16 protein-coding genes and 2 pseudogenes are annotated in these 15,092 nt (G+C 72.1%); 7 read left to right on the top strand and 11 right to left on the bottom strand.

The window, feature by feature from the left end; all coding sequences use genetic code 11:
- Nucleotides 1–7: 7 nt before the first annotated feature.
- The 5 genes from JL475_RS23335 to JL475_RS23315 form a co-directional block, all read right to left on the bottom strand.
- Nucleotides 8–481, bottom strand: coding sequence for an Hsp20/alpha crystallin family protein (locus JL475_RS23335; protein ID WP_202279782.1), 474 nt, complete (start codon nt 479–481; stop codon nt 8–10).
- Nucleotides 482–611: 130 nt separating this feature from the next.
- Nucleotides 612–896, bottom strand: coding sequence for a DUF1876 domain-containing protein (locus JL475_RS23330; protein WP_202279781.1), 285 nt, complete (start codon nt 894–896; stop codon nt 612–614).
- Nucleotides 897–906: 10 nt separating this feature from the next.
- Entirely contained in the window at nt 907–2,298 is a 1,392-nt protein-coding gene (locus tag JL475_RS23325) for a nicotinate phosphoribosyltransferase (protein WP_202279780.1), read from the bottom strand.
- Between the two features lie 496 nt (nt 2,299–2,794).
- Nucleotides 2,795–3,673 (bottom strand): universal stress protein, encoded by an 879-nt coding sequence (locus tag JL475_RS23320; RefSeq protein ID WP_202279779.1) that lies wholly within the window; start codon nt 3,671–3,673, stop codon nt 2,795–2,797.
- A 136-nt stretch (nt 3,674–3,809) separates the two neighbouring features.
- Nucleotides 3,810–4,697, bottom strand: a complete 888-nt coding sequence (locus JL475_RS23315) for a universal stress protein (protein ID WP_202279778.1) — start codon at nt 4,695–4,697, stop codon at nt 3,810–3,812.
- A 239-nt stretch (nt 4,698–4,936) separates the two neighbouring features.
- On the opposite strand from JL475_RS23315, the gene JL475_RS23310 reads away from it, so the two are divergent.
- Together JL475_RS23310 and JL475_RS23305 are read left to right on the top strand one after the other, a co-directional pair.
- A complete protein-coding gene (locus tag JL475_RS23310) occupies nt 4,937–5,398 on the top strand; it encodes a Crp/Fnr family transcriptional regulator (protein WP_202279777.1) in 462 nt (153 codons plus the stop codon).
- Nucleotides 5,399–5,480: 82 nt separating this feature from the next.
- Complete coding sequence (locus tag JL475_RS23305) at nt 5,481–6,143, top strand: CBS domain-containing protein (protein ID WP_202279776.1); 663 nt, start codon at nt 5,481–5,483, stop codon at nt 6,141–6,143.
- A 30-nt stretch (nt 6,144–6,173) separates the two neighbouring features.
- On the opposite strand, the gene JL475_RS23300 is transcribed toward JL475_RS23305, so the two are convergent.
- The 3 genes from JL475_RS23300 to ygiD all read right to left on the bottom strand — a co-directional run bounded on the left by JL475_RS23300 (nt 6,174) and on the right by ygiD (nt 9,528).
- Nucleotides 6,174–7,220: an alcohol dehydrogenase catalytic domain-containing protein gene (locus JL475_RS23300; RefSeq protein ID WP_202279775.1), complete on the bottom strand. Its 1,047-nt coding sequence runs from the start codon at nt 7,218–7,220 to the stop codon at nt 6,174–6,176.
- A gap of 198 nt (nt 7,221–7,418) precedes the next feature.
- Nucleotides 7,419–8,294: a universal stress protein gene (locus JL475_RS23295; RefSeq protein ID WP_202279774.1), complete on the bottom strand. Its 876-nt coding sequence runs from the start codon at nt 8,292–8,294 to the stop codon at nt 7,419–7,421.
- A gap of 376 nt (nt 8,295–8,670) precedes the next feature.
- Nucleotides 8,671–9,528 carry a 4,5-DOPA dioxygenase extradiol gene (gene ygiD, locus JL475_RS23290; protein WP_307825131.1) on the bottom strand — a complete coding sequence of 286 codons (858 nt, stop codon included), beginning with the start codon at nt 9,526–9,528 and terminating at the stop codon, nt 8,671–8,673.
- 155 nt (nt 9,529–9,683) lie between these two features.
- Here ygiD and JL475_RS23285 point away from each other — a divergent pair, with 155 nt between their 5' ends.
- Nucleotides 9,684–9,974 (top strand): hypothetical protein, encoded by a 291-nt coding sequence (locus JL475_RS23285; protein WP_202279773.1) that lies wholly within the window; start codon nt 9,684–9,686, stop codon nt 9,972–9,974.
- A 72-nt stretch (nt 9,975–10,046) separates the two neighbouring features.
- Here JL475_RS23285 and JL475_RS23280 read toward each other — a convergent pair whose 3' ends face one another.
- From JL475_RS23280 to ppk2, 3 genes are all read right to left on the bottom strand, one after another.
- On the bottom strand, nt 10,047–11,195 hold the full coding sequence (locus tag JL475_RS23280) for an aromatic ring-hydroxylating dioxygenase subunit alpha (RefSeq protein WP_202279772.1): 1,149 nt from the start codon (nt 11,193–11,195) through the stop codon (nt 10,047–10,049).
- A gap of 156 nt (nt 11,196–11,351) precedes the next feature.
- Nucleotides 11,352–12,119, bottom strand: coding sequence for a sulfite exporter TauE/SafE family protein (locus tag JL475_RS23275; protein ID WP_202279771.1), 768 nt, complete (start codon nt 12,117–12,119; stop codon nt 11,352–11,354).
- A 103-nt stretch (nt 12,120–12,222) separates the two neighbouring features.
- Complete coding sequence (gene ppk2, locus JL475_RS23270; protein ID WP_202279770.1) at nt 12,223–13,026, bottom strand: polyphosphate kinase 2; 804 nt, start codon at nt 13,024–13,026, stop codon at nt 12,223–12,225.
- Nucleotides 13,027–13,225: 199 nt separating this feature from the next.
- On the opposite strand from ppk2, the pseudogene JL475_RS23265 reads away from it, so the two are divergent.
- The 4 genes and pseudogenes from JL475_RS23265 to narI form a co-directional block, all read left to right on the top strand.
- Nucleotides 13,226–13,772 (top strand): annotated as a pseudogene (locus JL475_RS23265) (RNA-guided endonuclease InsQ/TnpB family protein); the annotation flags it as partial.
- Between the two features lie 17 nt (nt 13,773–13,789).
- Nucleotides 13,790–14,011, top strand: a pseudogene (locus tag JL475_RS23260) (nitrate reductase subunit alpha); the annotation flags it as partial.
- Nucleotides 13,947–14,258, top strand: coding sequence for a hypothetical protein (locus JL475_RS23255; RefSeq protein ID WP_307825133.1), 312 nt, complete (start codon nt 13,947–13,949; stop codon nt 14,256–14,258). The pseudogene JL475_RS23260 and the gene JL475_RS23255, both read left to right, overlap by 65 nt.
- Nucleotides 14,255–15,022, top strand: coding sequence for a respiratory nitrate reductase subunit gamma (narI, locus tag JL475_RS23250; protein WP_202279831.1), 768 nt, complete (start codon nt 14,255–14,257; stop codon nt 15,020–15,022). Before JL475_RS23255 ends, narI begins: the two co-directional genes overlap by 4 nt.
- The last annotated feature ends 70 nt before the right edge of the window (nt 15,023–15,092 follow it).

Raw genomic sequence — 15,092 nt, 5'->3', positions numbered from 1 at the left:
GCCGTCCTCAATCCGTGATCTCGATGCGACGCGGCTTGGCCTTCCGGGTCTTGGGGACGCGCACCGTGAGGACTCCGCCGGTCAGCTCCGCGGTGATGTGCTCGGTGTCGACGTTCGGAGGCAGACTCGTGCGGTAGCCGAACCGCCCGACGTGCCGGGTCTGCCGACGGAGCACACCCGTGCGTTCCTTCTCCTTGATCTCGCCGTGGATGTCGAGCTCGCCGTCGCTGACCTCCACGCTGATCCGGTCCTTCTCCGCACCGGGAAGTTCCAGCTCCATCAGATAGGCGTCCTCGGTGTCCTCGACGTCGGCCAACGGCGCCCACGCCCCTTCTTCGGCCTCGGCCTCGGGAAAACCGCGGCCGGGGAAGGGGAAGGTGGAGTGCATGAGCTGTTCCATGCGGATGCGCAGCTCCTCGAGCTCCCGGAAGGGTTCCCATCCGGAGAGCGAGCCCCTGCCGCGGTGCGCTGGAAGCGTCATCGGTCGTCCTCCTCGACTCCTGGACCGGCGGTGCGCCCGCCGGTGGAGACGGATGTGCTGCCCTTGGGGCCGGGTTCCCCGGCAGGTGCCGGGCTCACGAGGTTGCCCCCGGCCGGGGCGCGGACCGCGGTCACGTCGGCCAGCCGACGGGCGGACGGAGACGCGGTCCGGCTGCGCCCGTGCCCTCGATGTCGCGCTCGGCGATGTCCACCAGCTGCCGGCCCAGGTCCTGCAGGGCCCGGCCCGCCGCCAGCTCGTCTCCGATCTCCGGTACCTCCGGGTCCGCCGGATTCCGGCGGGTGGCCCCGTGGCCGGTGAGCACCGTGGTCCCGGTGTCGATCACCGCGCGGGCCCTCGTCGTCCTCCCGTCCTCGAAGAGGTAGAGGCGGACCTTCCATTCCACGGTGTGCGGCATCGCTTCCTCCTCAGCTCGGTACGGACCGGTGTGCCCCGGACGCGGTTCGTCCGGACACTCCGTGCCGCGCGGCGGGTGCCGCCGTCTGCCGTGCGATACGGCGCCGGACCCGGTCGGCGAGGGCGCTCAGCCCCTCGGACGGCGCGGCCCGGGGTGCGACAGGCGCCCGGATCCGCCGGGCGGTCGGCGGCAGTGCGGCCAGGTCGGCAGCGAACCTCTTCCGGCACTCGTCGAGCGTGGACCTCTCGCCGGTGCGTTCCCCGTTCCGCATCACCGTCTCCAGCAGCGGCGTGCCGTCGAGCGGTGGCCGCTCATCGGCGAGGCCGATCACGTCGGAACAGCCGGGACGGCGGAACACCTGCTTCTGCCCGGGCGCCGTCACCTTCGCCGACGACAGCTTCATGACCGGCCGCCCCTCGTACTCCACCATTTTGTAGGCCGAGTCCAGATACGGCGCGTCGGCCGAGACCCCGATGCGCGTGCCGACCGCGTACACGTCGATCGGTGCCCCGGAGCGGACCAGATCGTCCACCGCGTACTCGTCGAGACCGCCGCTGACGGTGATCCGTACGTCCGCGAGGCCCGCTTCGTCGAGGACGGACCGGGCCCGCACCGCCAGGGCTCCCAGATCGCCGCTGTCCAGGCGCACGGCCGAGCCGGGCCCGCGGGTCAGGTTCCGCAGCACGTGCGCCGCGACGCGGACGCCCTCCTCGGTGTCGTAGGTGTCCACGAGGAAGGTGACGGGCCCGGGGTGGGCCCGGGCGAAGGCGCGGAACGCGTCTTCCTCGGTCGGGAAGGCCTCCACATAGGAGTGGGCCATCGTGCCGACCGCGGGTACGTCCAGGGCCGTGGCCGCGGCCACGTTGCTGGTCCCCGCGAAACCGACCATGGAGCCGAGCCGGGCGGCCTGGAAACCGGCCTGCGGGCCGTGGGTCCGCCGCAGGGAGAAGTCCACGACCGGGCGTCCGGCCGCCGCGAGCACACAGCGTGCGGCCTTCGAGGCGATCATCGTCTGATGGCTGAGCAGGTTGAGCACGTACGTCTCGGCCAACTGGGCCTGCGGCAGCGGCGCGGTCACCTCCAGCAGGGGCTCTCCCGCAAGGGCGATCCGTCCCTCCGGTACCGCCCGCACGCCGCCGGTGAACCGCAGGCCGAGCAGGGGCTCCAGATCCCGCGGCGGACGGTGCAGCGCGGCGGCGAAGGCACGGACGTCCTCCGGGCCGACTCGCAGGCCGGACAGGTGGTCCAGGGCCGACTCCAGCCCCGCCGCGACCAGGAAGCCCCGCTCAGCGGGCAGATCGCGGACGAACAGGCTGAACGTCGCCGGGCCGGTCATCCCCTCCCGCAGATAGGACATGGCCATCGTCACTTCGTACAGGTCGGTGGTCGTCGCATCGGACATCAGCGCCACCTTCTCGGTCCCGTCCGGTTCTCCTTCGCGTCACCGGCGGAGTCGGCCGGACCACACGGGTTCCACCGGGTTCCCCTCGGCGCCGGCTCCCCGCGCGGTGGCAGCGGACCGGACGCGCGGTGAACTGCGTGGACCCGTCGCCGGCCCCCAGCGGATCGCCGGTCGCTTCGCCTCCCACCATCGAACGGCGGCAGGCATCGGGCACAGGGCCGAAGGTCCCTGATGAGCGGTCCTTCAGGCAGGGGGCCGGCCGCCGGAGCTGATCACCATTTCCCGGCCGTGCGGAACGGCGGTGAGCGGCAGCCCGCGGCCGGCGTCCGCGGGCATCCGGATGCCACTGTCCGCCACCGGGACGAAAGGCCGGGGCTGAGAGCCGTGGACCTGAGACCAGGACGATCGCCCGCCCCGGTCCGAGGCCACCCGCAGGACGGCCGGCGCCGGTACTCGTCCTCGTCGATCTCCCCGCGGGCGAACCGCGAACGCGCCGTCAGTCGTGCGGCACGATCACGACCGGGCAGCCGACGCGGTGGATCATGGCGTGGGTGACCGGGCCGGTGCGCGGTATCCCCCGGCGGTCGGTGAGCCGGTCTCCGACGACCAGCAGTTCCGCTCCGGACGCCGCCTTCAGCAGGGCGCCTGCGGGCTTGCCCTCGACCACGGTCTGAAGGACCTCGACGTCGGGGTACTTCTCGCGCCACACCTGGAGCACGGCGGAAAGGAAGCCCAGCCATTCCTCGGCCCGCTGCGGGTCGCCCACCAGGCCGACTTCGCCGGGGCCCAGGGTGAGCCGGTCGGGCGCGCGCCAGGCGTGCAGAATCCTCAGCCGCGCGTGCCGCAGGCGGGCCGCCTCGAAGGCGAACGCGATCACCTCGTCGCACGGTTCCGTGACGTCGACACCGAGGACCACGTCCCGCCGGTCGGTGCCGGCCGCTTCCTCTCCCTCCCCGGCCGTGTCGGCCCGCACGAGGACGACGGGCCGCGTGGCCTTCGCCACGACGCCGAGCGCGACCGAACCCATGAGCAGCCCGTTGATGCGGCCCAGCCCGCGCGAGCCCAGCACCAGCAGGTCGGCGTCGTCCGCCGCCTTCACCAGGGCGGCGGTCGCCGGTCCCTCGACCTGGTCGTCGTCCACCCGCACCTCGGGGCACGCGGCGCGAACGCGTTCCTCCGCCTCCCGCAGGACGCGCCGCGCCAGGTGCCGCTCGCTCGCGTACGCGATCTCCGCTCGCTCCTGGCGCGGGTGCCAGTTGCGCGCGTGCAGCAGCCGCAGGGCTCGCCCACGACGCATGGCCTCGTGGGCCGCCCACTCGGCGGCTGCCAGGCTTTCGGCGGAACCGTCGACGCCGACGACAACAGGCGACAACATGACATGCACCTCCAGGACAAGGCCTTCTCCCCGCTACCAGCGTCGCCCCGGCGGCGGCGCGTGCGCAGGGGCCCCAGGTCCTCACCTGGGGGCCATCAGGCCCTGTCCGGGAACGGCGGACGGGACGGTTGCTCCGTCACACCCGCTGCGGCACGACCGCGACCGGGCACTGGGCGTGGTGCAGCAGCGTGTGGCTCACCCGGCCGAGCTGGAGACCGAAGGGTCCCTGACGGCGTCGGGCACCGACGATCACCAGGTCGGCGGCCGCCGACCGGAGCACGAGGACCTTGGGGGCGGGTCCTTCGACCGTCGCCCGGCGCACCCGGACACCCGGATGGTCGGCCATCGCGTCGCGCAGCAGCTCGTCGAGCAGGGCGGAGGCCTGCTCCTCGTGGTGACACGCCGGTTCCCCGGAGCGTGCCGGGTGGTGGGCGGTCTCGTGGGCGGGGCAGCGCCAGGCGCGTACGACGTCCAGGAAGCACCCGCGTACCCCGGCCTCACGGAAGGCGAACCGCACGGCCTCACCGCTCGCGCCGGGGTTCCCCGCCCCGAGAAGGATCCGCTCGTGGGTGCCGGCCAGCCCGGCCGCATCGCCCCGGACCACGACCACCGGACAGCGCGCACGCGCCGCCACGGCCAGGCCGACCGAGCCGAGGAGCAGTCCCTTCAGCTCCCCCCGGCCGCGTGACCCGGTCACCAGGAACGAGGCGTTGTCACCCTCGCGCACAAGGGCGTGCGCCGCCTCCTCGGGGAAGATCGCCGTGGAGACCCTGACCTCGGGGTCGCGCCGGCGGGCGCGTTCGGCGGCGGATGCGATGACGTGCTCCGCCATCACCTGTGCCGAGGGGCGCTGCGGACCGGACGACGGGCGGGTGCCTTCGTAGTGCTCCCAGAGGGAGGCGTGCACCAGCCGCAGCGGCAGTCCGTGCCGGCCTGCTTCGTCCACGGCCCAGTCGACGGCCCGCAGACCGGGATCCGATCCGTCGACCCCCGCGATCAGGGGAAGTTCCCTCACGGTGCCCACTGCCTTTCGGCCGCCACGTGCTGCGGGTACGACTCGGCCTCCACCGTCTCACGCGCCCGGGTGGCCGGTGTCTCCACCCGGTGGGGCCGAAAGGCCCTCGGATGGGGCCCGGCCGGCCCGTGGCGTCCCGCGCCGGTCGGGCACACGCTGTCGTTACGGCCGACAGAGGCCGCCGTTCGACTGCGGCGGCAGGCGCGAAGGGAGACGAAACCATGACAAATGCAGCAAACATGTCAAATATGTCAAGCGTGACGGCGATCCCTCTGGCCGCCGGTCTCCCGGCCGAATACCGCGAGCGGTTGATGCGGCACGCCCGCGAGGTCTCCTTCGACATCGGAGCCCGCCTGTTCGAGGAGGGGCGGCAGGCCGACCGGTTCTGGATCATCCGGACCGGTACCGTCGCCCTCGATCTGCAGGTCCCCGGTCGCCGCGCGGCCGTGATCGATTCGCTGGGCCATGGCGAACTGGTCGGCTGCTCCTGGCACTTCCCGCCCCACCTGTGGCTCCTGGGCGCCGAGACCACCAGCCCGGTGCGGGCCTGGGAGTTCGACGCGGAGGCCGTGCGGGCACTGTGCGCCGAGGACCCCGAGTTCGGCCGCGCGATCGCCGTGTGGGTCGGCCGGGTGGTCGCCCGGCGACTGCACGCGACCCGCGTCCGGCTGCTCGACCTGTACGCCCCGCACGGCAGCGGGAGCGGATGACGACCGAGCTCACCGTGCCGTGCGCCCCGGCCCCAGCGGCCACGAGCCGACCCGCGCATCTGACAACCCGAGGGGGAAACCCATGAACGGCAGCCCGCACACCGTGAGCGACGTGATGTCGCACACCGTCGTGGCCGTCGGTCGCGACGCCCCGTTCAAGGAGATCGTCCGGCTCATCGAGCAGTGGAAGGTGAGCGCCCTGCCGGTGCTGGAGGGCGAGGGCCGGGTCGTCGGCGTCGTCTCCGAGGCCGATCTGCTGCCCAAGGAGGAGTTCCGCGACAGCGACCCCGACCGGTTCGTGCAGCGGCGCCGCCTGCCCGACCTGGCCAAGGCGGGGGCACTGACCGCCGGAGAGCTGATGAGCACCCCGGCCGTCACCGTCCACGCCGACGCCCCCGTCGCACAGGCGGCCCGCATCATGGCTCAGCGCAAGGTCAAGCGGCTGCCCGTCGTGAGCCGCGAAGGGCTGCTCGAGGGCATCGTCAGCCGGGTCGACCTGCTGAAGGTCTTTCTGCGGACGGACGAGGAACTCGCCCAGGAGGTCCGCAGGGAAGTCGTCGCCCCCCTCTTCCCGGCCCCGCTCGAGCCCGTAGAGGTGGAGGTCTCCGACGGTGTCGTCACCCTCACCGGCCGCATACGGGACACCTCGCTGGTGCCCGTCGTCGCCCGCGCGGTACGCGCCGTCGAGGGGGTCGTCGACGTCACGTTCCATCTGGCGAACGGATCGTCGGGCGAGCCGCGGTGAGGGAGGGCGTACGGGACCGCCGGCCCCGCACTACCGGGGTGGTTCCGGCGCCTCGCGGTACAGCACGACCTTGAGGGCGCCGGTGTCCGGGCCGTGCGCGAAGACCTCGTAGGCGTCCTCCATGCGGTCGAGGCGGAACCGGTGGGTGACCAGGGGGGAGACCGTCAGGCGTCCGAAGACCAGCAGGTCGAGCAGCCAGGGCGTGGAGGAGGTGTCGACCTGGCCGGTGCTGATCGTCACGTTCTTGCGCCACAGGGCCTCGAGATGCAGGGTGGCCGGTTTGCCGGGCATGCCGATGTTGGCGATGTGTCCTCCCGCGCGCACCACGCGGGTCGCCAGGACGAAGCCGTCCGGGTCGCCCGCGGCCTCGATGACGACGTCGGCTCCGGGCCCCTCGGACAGCTCGGCGACCATCCGCCCGGGCAGTTCGGCGGCATCGGCTCCCATCCGGGTGGCGGCGGCCAGCCGGGAGTGGGACAGATCCACCGCGACGATCCGGCGCGGTGAGTAGAGACGGGCGACGGTGGCGGCGGCCAGCCCCACGGGACCCGCGCCCACCACGACGACGGTGTCTCCCGGGCCCACGTGTCCGTTGCGCACCCCGACCTCGTAGGCGGTGGGAAGGAGCTCGGCGAGCAGGACCGCCTCGTCGAGCGGGAGGTTCGGGGGCCGTCGGTGCGTGGAGTGGTCGGCGAAGGGGACGCGGACGAACTCGGCCTGCGTCCCGTGGATCGTGTTGCCCAGGATCCACCCGCCGCCCCCGCGGCACTGTCCGTACAGGGTGTCGCGGCAGGGCGGGCAGTGTCCGCAGGCCGAGACGGACGACACGACCACCTGTTGTCCGGGGCGCCGGGTGTGCACCCCGCTGCCGACCTCCACCACTTCGCCCACGGCCTCATGACCGAGGACCGTCCCCGGCTTCACCTCGGGAAGGTCGCCCCGCCGGATGTGCAGGTCACTTCCGCAGACGGTGGTCGCGTCGACGCGTACGATCGCGTCCGTCTCGGCCTCGATCACGGGGTCCGGCACCGTGTCCCAGGAAGTCCGTTCAGGACCGTGGTAGACGAGTCCGCGCATGCTCGCTCCCTGCCTCGCCGTCTCCTGTCCACCGTCACCCCCGGCGGGCTCCCCGGCAACACGGGATGCCCGCACCGCCCCGGGCCCGTCAGCCGGACCGCGCGTGGGAACGTCGTGCCGCCGGGGTCGGAGCCCGACCGGAGCGCGGACGTGTCGGCCTGACGTGCGGCTGTCGTCGCTTCTCTCGGACCGTCCGGCTCAGTCGTGGGGGACGACGGCGACAGGGCAGCGTGCGTGATGGATGGCCGCATGGGCGACGGGGCCCAGACGAGGTGCCGGAACGCGGTGGTGCCGGCGCCGGCCGACGACCAGCAGGCCGGCGCTCCCTGCGGCCCGCAGGACCGCCCTGGCGGGACTTTCCAGCCCGATGCTGTCGGCCACCTCCACCCGCGGGTACTTCTCCCGCCATGGGTGGAGGACCTGGTCCAGTTGCTTCCTCGCGTCCTGCGCGATGCCTTCGGCGACGTCGTGGTCCACCCCCCAGGGAACGTAGGCGTGCACGGGCAGGGCCTGGCCGTTCACGGCCCGCAAGGGCGCGCCGCGCGCGGCGGCGGTGGCGAAGGCGAACCGGAGCAGGTTGTCGCAGGGGCCGTGCAGCTTCAGCGCGACCACGACATCGCCTGTCCCACCCGGTGCGGTCGGCTGCGCTTCTGCGGTGGTTCCGGCGCGGACCAGAACCACCGGTCCCTCGGCCCGTGCCGCGACGGGCATGCTGATGTCCCCGAGGAAGTAGCTCTCGACGAGCTCCAGCCCCCGCGAACCGAGCACGGTCATCTCGGACTCCGACGCCGCGTGCAACAGCGCGTCCTGGGCCTCGTCGGCAACCAGGTTGCCCACGATGGCGAGACCGGGATGGCGCTTTTGGAGTTCCGCCTGTGCGTTGTGCACCAGCCGCTTCGCCCAGTAGTTCTGGTCGATCTCGGAGGGCACCTTGGTGGGTTCCGGTGCGAGCATGGGCCACGCGTGCAGCAGGCGCAGCGTCAGTTTGCGGTGCTCGGCCTCGTCCGCGGCCCAACGGGCGGCGGCAAGGCTCTCGGGTGAGCCGTCGAGACCGACGGTGATCACAGGCTCCATGGTGCCTGCCTCCGTCTCGTGTGAAGCTGGACATGACGGTGCCCGGGGCCGCCCCTCCAGAAGCGCCGGTACACCGCGCGGCCTTCCGTACACTCGATGAGTACCGCGAACCGTGCCGCGGCGCACGCGGACCGACGGCGGTCGGGACCGTCGACGAGGCGGCCCGGCGTACGGTGCCGTCACGGAACGCCCTTCCCGCCACGACGGCGTGGGAGCCGGGGGGGGAGCGCGGCGACGGACGACGGGCACGACCACCGGTTGCACTTCGCCCGGACGGTGCGGCTCGTCCTCAGGCGTTCCGCAGCGCACACATCTGCCGTCACCGGCCGGGCCCGCTGCCCGTGAGCGTGGTGACCTGTCCCGGTGCCGTGGCCGCTCAGAGGTTGGAGTCGAGCGCCGGGAAGCCGTCCGGGAGGTCGGCGGCAGGCTCGTCGCTCAGCGTGCCCGACAGGTCGCAGTCCAGCCCCAGGGTGTACGCCGCCATGGAGATCGAGCCGGCCGCATGGCCGTCGACCAGCAGGTCGAGCGGCTGGGTGTCGGCCAGGCCGGCGATGTACAGGAGCGGCAAGTAGTGGTCCGGCGTCGGCACCGCGTGGCCGAAGTCGGCGTGGGCGTCGAGCGCCGCGACCCCGGTCGGGTCCGTCCGGAGGGTCTCCCGCGCCGCGTCGTCGAAGCGGAGGGCCCAGTCGTACCCACGGTCCGGTTGCCGGAAGTCGACCGCCCGGAGGTTGTGCACGACGTTCCCGCTCCCGATGATCAGCACACCCTCCTCCCGCAGCGGGGCGAGCCCGCGGCCCAGCCGCATGTGGTGGTCGAAGTCCTTGAAGGCGTTCAGGGACAACTGGACCACCGGGATCGACGCGTCGGGAAAGGCGTGCGTCAGCACCGACCACGTGCCGTGGTCGATCCCCCAGCTGTCGATGTCCTGCCCCACCCAGGTCGGCTTCACCACGTCGGCCACCAGCTCCGCGACGTCGGGCGCGCCCGGCGCCGGGTACTGCACGTCGAACAGTTCCTGCGGGAACCCGTAGAAGTCGTGGATCGTGCGGGGCCGCGGCATCGCGGTGACCGCGGTCGCGTTGGTGTACCAGTGCGCGGAGATCACCAGGATCGCCCGGGGCCGGGGCACGGACGCACCGAACAGCCGCCACGCCTCGGTGTAGCGGTTGCGCTCGAGCGCGTTCATCGGGTTGCCGTGTCCGAGGAACGCGGCCGGCATCGTCCTGCTGCTCACGGAGACTTCCCTTCGACGAAGCGGTGACGAACGACCTCAGCCTCGCACCCTCATGGGGCAGGGCGCCCGATCGATGACCGGAGGAGCCTGCCGCGTGTTCCCGCCGGGCCTTCGGGCCCCCGGCCCGAGAACCGGGACGAATGAGGAGAGAGAGCATGCAGTTGTCATTCCTGGGACTGCTTTTCGACCGCCCCGGCCCCTGGGCCACGGTGTACTTCGATGCCGCTCAGAACGACGAAGCGGGGGCGAAGCGGCGTGAGCTGTCCGTACGGGAAGCCTGCCGGACCCTGGAGGAGGAGGGCGCCGACGACGCGCTGCTGCGGTCGGCCGCCGTCACGGCCGCCGACGTACTGATCGTCCCGCCCCCGGACGAGGACGGCCCCGACGTACCGGCAGGCGGCCTCGGCGCCCTGCTGCGCTGGACGTACGAGCCGACCCCGGCCTGACGAGGACCGGGGCGACCCGGATGCGTCCTGCGGGGCCGCCGCCGGTGTCCGCCCTTCCGGTCCCGGCCGGGTTCACCCGCCCGGGGCCGGGCCGTCGTCGGGGCGGAGCCCGCATGCGGCGGGCCGGGGCCGGACGGGGACGCCGTTGGCGCGCAGCACCTCGCGGACGTCCAGGATCAGGGGGAAGACCTCGTGGTTGCGGTCCTCGCCCTGTTCGTCCCACGCCCGCTGCTCGGCTTCGACGGCCATGCGGTCCTCGGCGAAGACGCGCTCGGTGAAGCGTCTGATGAACGGCCAGGCCAGGTGGAGCGCGCCGGGGATCCCGGGCTTCTCGATCATGAGCAGGCCGTAGGCGTGACACGTGCGCTGCGCGGCGTCCTCGGGCACGTACGCGGCCCAGAGGCGGAAGGACGGCCGCTCGGCGCCCTCCGGGACCAGGTCGAGCGTCTGGTACGGGTACTCGGTGCGGATGGTCATGAGGTCGCAGGAGTCGCGGCCCGTGAGACCCTCGGCGGCCAGCAGGTTGGCACCCCGGTTCCGCTTTCCCCCGGCGTGGCTGAACAGGTACCTGGCCTCCACCGAGCGCGCGTCGCTCCGGTGGTCCAGCAGCTCGGGCCGGAGCCTGCCGACGACTCCGCGGTGGAGGAACTGGTGGTTCATGTCGAGCAGATTCTCGTGCATGAACGAGTAGTGGCAGCGCACGGTCCGGGAGAAGGTCATGGTCCGGTACCGCGATGAGCCGAAGGCCGGCAGCTCGGGCACCGGAGTGGCCGCCGCTTTCTCCGGGCTGCCCGGGAAGACGAACACCAGGCCGTACGCCTCGCGGACGGGGTAGCCGCGCACGCCGCGCGGCGGCCGGCCGTCCCCCTTCGACAGGTACGGGATCTGCGAGATGCGGCCGTCGCCACGATAGGCCCACGCGTGGTAGCAGCAGCGGAGTGTCTCGCCCTCCACGACACCCATGCTCAGCGGCACCTGCCGGTGGGCGCACCGGTCCTCCAACGCGTAGACGGCACCGCTTCGTCCGCGGTAGAGCGCGATGCGCTCACCGGCGAACGAGGTCGCGGACACCCGTCCGGCGCGCACCTTCCTGGAGAGCGCGACGGGATACCAGAAATCAGGGTTCGCCCCGACCCGCCGGAGGTCGTTCGTGCCGGAACGTGGATCGCGGTGCCCCGCGGACCGGTCGCTCCCAGCCCTGTCGAAGCCGGTGTCGGTCATACCTCTCCCTCGCACGTGGGCCATGCCATGGGGCAGCACCCCCATCCTGGCGGCGGGCCCGCCCCCGAGCCCCGCCCGGCGCGTCCGGACGGGTGAGGAGGCCGACGGCCCCGGGAGAGGCGCGGGAGGCCGGCGAAGGGGCCGGCGGTGGAGGGCTCAGCGCAGGAGCAGTTGGGCGATGGCGAAGGTGCCGACGACGACGATGAAGACCCGCAGGGCGGGTGCGGGGAGCCGGCGCCCGACCTTCGCCCCGATCTGCCCGCCGATCGCCGAGCCCACGGCGATGAGGAGGACGGCCGTCCAGTCGTAGTCGGCGACGAAGAGGAAGAACAGGGCCGCGATGCCGTTGACGACGGCGGCGAGGACGTTCTTGACGGCGTTCAGACGCTGGAGGGTGTCATCGAGCAGCATGCCCATCAGGGAGAGGTAGATGATCCCCTGAGCCGCCGTGAAGTAGCCGCCGTAGACACTGGCGAGGAGGATTCCGCCGAAGAGGACGGGACCGCCGTCGGTCTTGGTGATCGTGCCCGTGCGCGCCCGGCGCCGTTGGACGACGGCGGATATGCGGGGTTGCAGCACCACGAGGACCAGCGCCAGCGCGACGAGAACGGGGACGATCGTCTCGAAGGCGGTCGAGGGGAGGGACAGCAGCAACACCGCTCCGGTGAAACCGCCGACCGACGCGGCGACGCCCAGCCTCAGCACGAGGCGGCGCTGGCCCTTGAGCTCCCTCCGGTAGCCTATGGCGCCGCTGATGGACCCGGGTATCAGCCCGAGGGCGTTGGACACGGTGGCGGTCACCGGTGGCAGCCCGGTGGCGAGCAGGACCGGGAACGTGATCAACGTTCCCGAGCCGACGATCGTGTTGATGGTGCCGGCGCCGATCCCGGCGACGAAGACCGCCAGTGCCTCCCAGATGGACAAGGCCGTCTCCTTCACGATCGGTGAGCCGCCTCCCCGCCCGGAAGGTCGAGGGGCCACACCGATCATGCACGAAGGGCACTCGCCCCCGGCCGACGGGGGCGGATCAAAGGCCCGCCGCGTGGTCGGGGACGTAGGTCTGGAGGTCACGTGGCGGCCGTTGGTATCCGGTGGACGACGGGCGCTCCGGCAGCTCGATGACCGGGGGCGTCACCTCCTGGTAGGGCAGGGTGCTCAGCAGATGGGCGATCATGTTCAGCCGCGCGCTGCGCTTGTCGTCGCTCTCCACGACGTACCACGGCGCCTCGGCGATGTCGGTGTGCACCAGCATCGTGTCCTTGGCGCGGGAATAGGCCTCCCAGCGGGTGAGCGACTCCAGGTCCATGGGAGACAGCTTCCAGCGCCGCAGCGGATCCTCCAGCCGCTTGCGGAAGCGGGCCTGCTGCTCGGCGTCGCTCACCGAGAACCAGTACTTGCGCAGCAGGATCCCGTCCTCCACCAGCATCCGCTCGAAGATCGGGCACTGACGGAGGAAGAGCCGGTACTCCTGCTCCGTGCAGAAGCCCATGACGTGCTCGACGCCGGCGCGGTTGTACCAGGACCGGTCGAACAGGACGATCTCGCCGGCGGCCGGCAGATGTTCGACGTAGCGCTGGAAGTACCACTGGCCGCGCTGGCGTTCGGTCGGTTTGGGCAGGGCCGCGATCCGTGCCACGCGCGGGTTGAGGTGATCCGCTATTCGTTTGATGGTGCCGCCCTTGCCCGCCGCGTCCCGCCCTTCGAAGACGACGACCAGCCGGGCGCCTTCCGCCCGCACCCACTCCTGGAGTTTGATCAGCTCCGTCTGCAGCCGCAGCAGCTCGCTCTCGTACACCGCACGGGACAGCTTCACCGTCTTCTTGTCGGCCATGCCGCCTCCACCGCTCGGTGCCCCGTACCGTCGCAGGTCGGGTCACCTCGTCCAGGTCGAGCACCGGAAAACCAGAACCCCAGAGCGCCACCGTACTGACCGGCGACGGAGCGTGCATCCGGCAGGCCGGCCCGCGGGACTCGGAGCAGAGTGCGCCAGTACGGCCGGAAGCGGGTGAGGACGAGCACGGAGATCACGCCGTACCAGCCGTCGGCTGCACCGCACTTACGACCGGATCGCGGGACTGGGCGCAAAAGCCAAGCGCCGGGCCCTGAACTGGCAGCACAAGACGACCACCGTCATCGCCCGCACCTACGGCACGGTCGTGGTCGAAGCACTCACCATCACGAACATGGTCAAGTCGGCCAGGGGGGACCATCGAGGCACCAGGGAAGAACGTCGCCCAGAAGTCCGGGCTGAACCGCTCCATCAGCGGTGAGGCATGGGGTCGGACGGTCACCATGCTGACCTACAAGACCGACCGGTACGGCGGCACCCTGTACAAGGTCCCCGCCCCCCACACCTCCCGACGCTGCTCCGCCTGTGGCGTCACCACGCCGGGCAGCCGGGAGCCCCAGGCGGTGTTCGTGTGCAAGAACCCGGACTGCGGATGGTCGGGCAACGCCGACCACAACGCGGCCCGGAACGTCCTGCACCTGTACCGGACGGGCCACGCGCTCGTCCCGGCTGCCGGGAGGGCAGTCGTCAGGCGTCCCCGTGGCGTCAAGCCCGCCACCGCGAGGTAGGCAGGAATCTCCCGGCTCCAGCCGGGAGAGCACTTCAAATGCACCACGTCCAGGGTCGGCTCATCGACGTGCCCCGCACCAAGACCACCGGTCGGCGCGGCGGCATCTACAACGCCCTGACCCGGCTGCTGATCAAGCCCAGCCATCTCATCGGCGGCTACGCCTAGCTGTCGTATGCCTTCAACTACCTCTGTCCCAAAGGCAATCCGCGCGACGAGGTCACCGTCGTTCGCCGCCGCGGGAGCCCGCCTGCTCACCGAACACCGGGCCGGCCTCGAACTGCTGCGGCTGGCCCTGGACGACGACGGCTCGCCCTGGGCGCACGTCCTGGACTCCGTCTCCGCCACCCTGCCCGCCCTCGCCGGCGACGACCGCGAAGCCGTCCTGCGACTCGCCGCCCAGGGCCCGCCCGAGGAACAGGTCGGACTCGATCCGTACGCGTCCCCCGTGTTCCTGCCCGACCCCGTCGTAGGAGGCCCCCGATGACCGCGCCCGCGCAGCCCGTCACCCTGGCGGCGGAGGCAGGCACCGGAGGCGTCCTGCTCTGGGTCGCCCTGCCCTACGTCTGCCTCGCGGTGTTCGTCCTCGGCCACATCTGGCGCTACCGCTACGACAAGTTCGGCTGGACCACCCGCTCCTCCCAGCTGTACGAGCGGCGGCTGCTGCGCATCGGCAGCCCCCTGTTCCACTTCGGCATCCTCGTCGTGCTGATCGGCCACATCGTCGGCCTGCTCGTCCCCAAGGGCTGGCCCGAGGCCGTAGGGGTGAGCGAGAACACCTACCACATCGGCGCGGTCGTCCTCGGCACCGTCGCCGGCGTCGCCACCCTCGGCGGGATCGCCGTCCTGATCTACCGGCGGCGCACCGTCGGCCCGGTCTTCTCCGCCACCACCCGCAACGACAAGGCCATGTACGTCTCCCTCACGGCGACCATCGTGCTGGGCCTGGCCGCCACCGTGGCCGCGAACATCGCCGGCGGCGGCTACGACTACCGCGAGACCATCTCCCCCTGGTTCCGCTCCCTCTTCTACCTCCAGCCTGATCCGGCCCTGATGACCGGCGCCCCGGTGCTGTTCCAGCTCCACGCCCTCAGCGCCCTGCTGCTCTTCGCGGCCTGGCCCTTCACCCGCCTCGTCCACATGCTCACCGCCCCCCTCGGCTACCTGACCCGCCCCTACATCGTCTACCGCAGCCGCGACGCCGCCCTCGGCACCCGCACACCACGCCGGGGCTGGGAGCGCACCGGGTAGACACGGGGGAGCGCGCACCGTGCCGTGTCGTCGCCCTCCGGTCGTTCCGGGCCCGCGAAGATGGGTTCTC

The organism is Streptomyces sp. M2CJ-2 (assembly GCF_016757295.1).
GTDB lineage: Bacteria > Actinomycetota > Actinomycetes > Streptomycetales > Streptomycetaceae > Streptomyces.
This window is presented reverse-complemented; position numbering and strand designations above follow the sequence as displayed.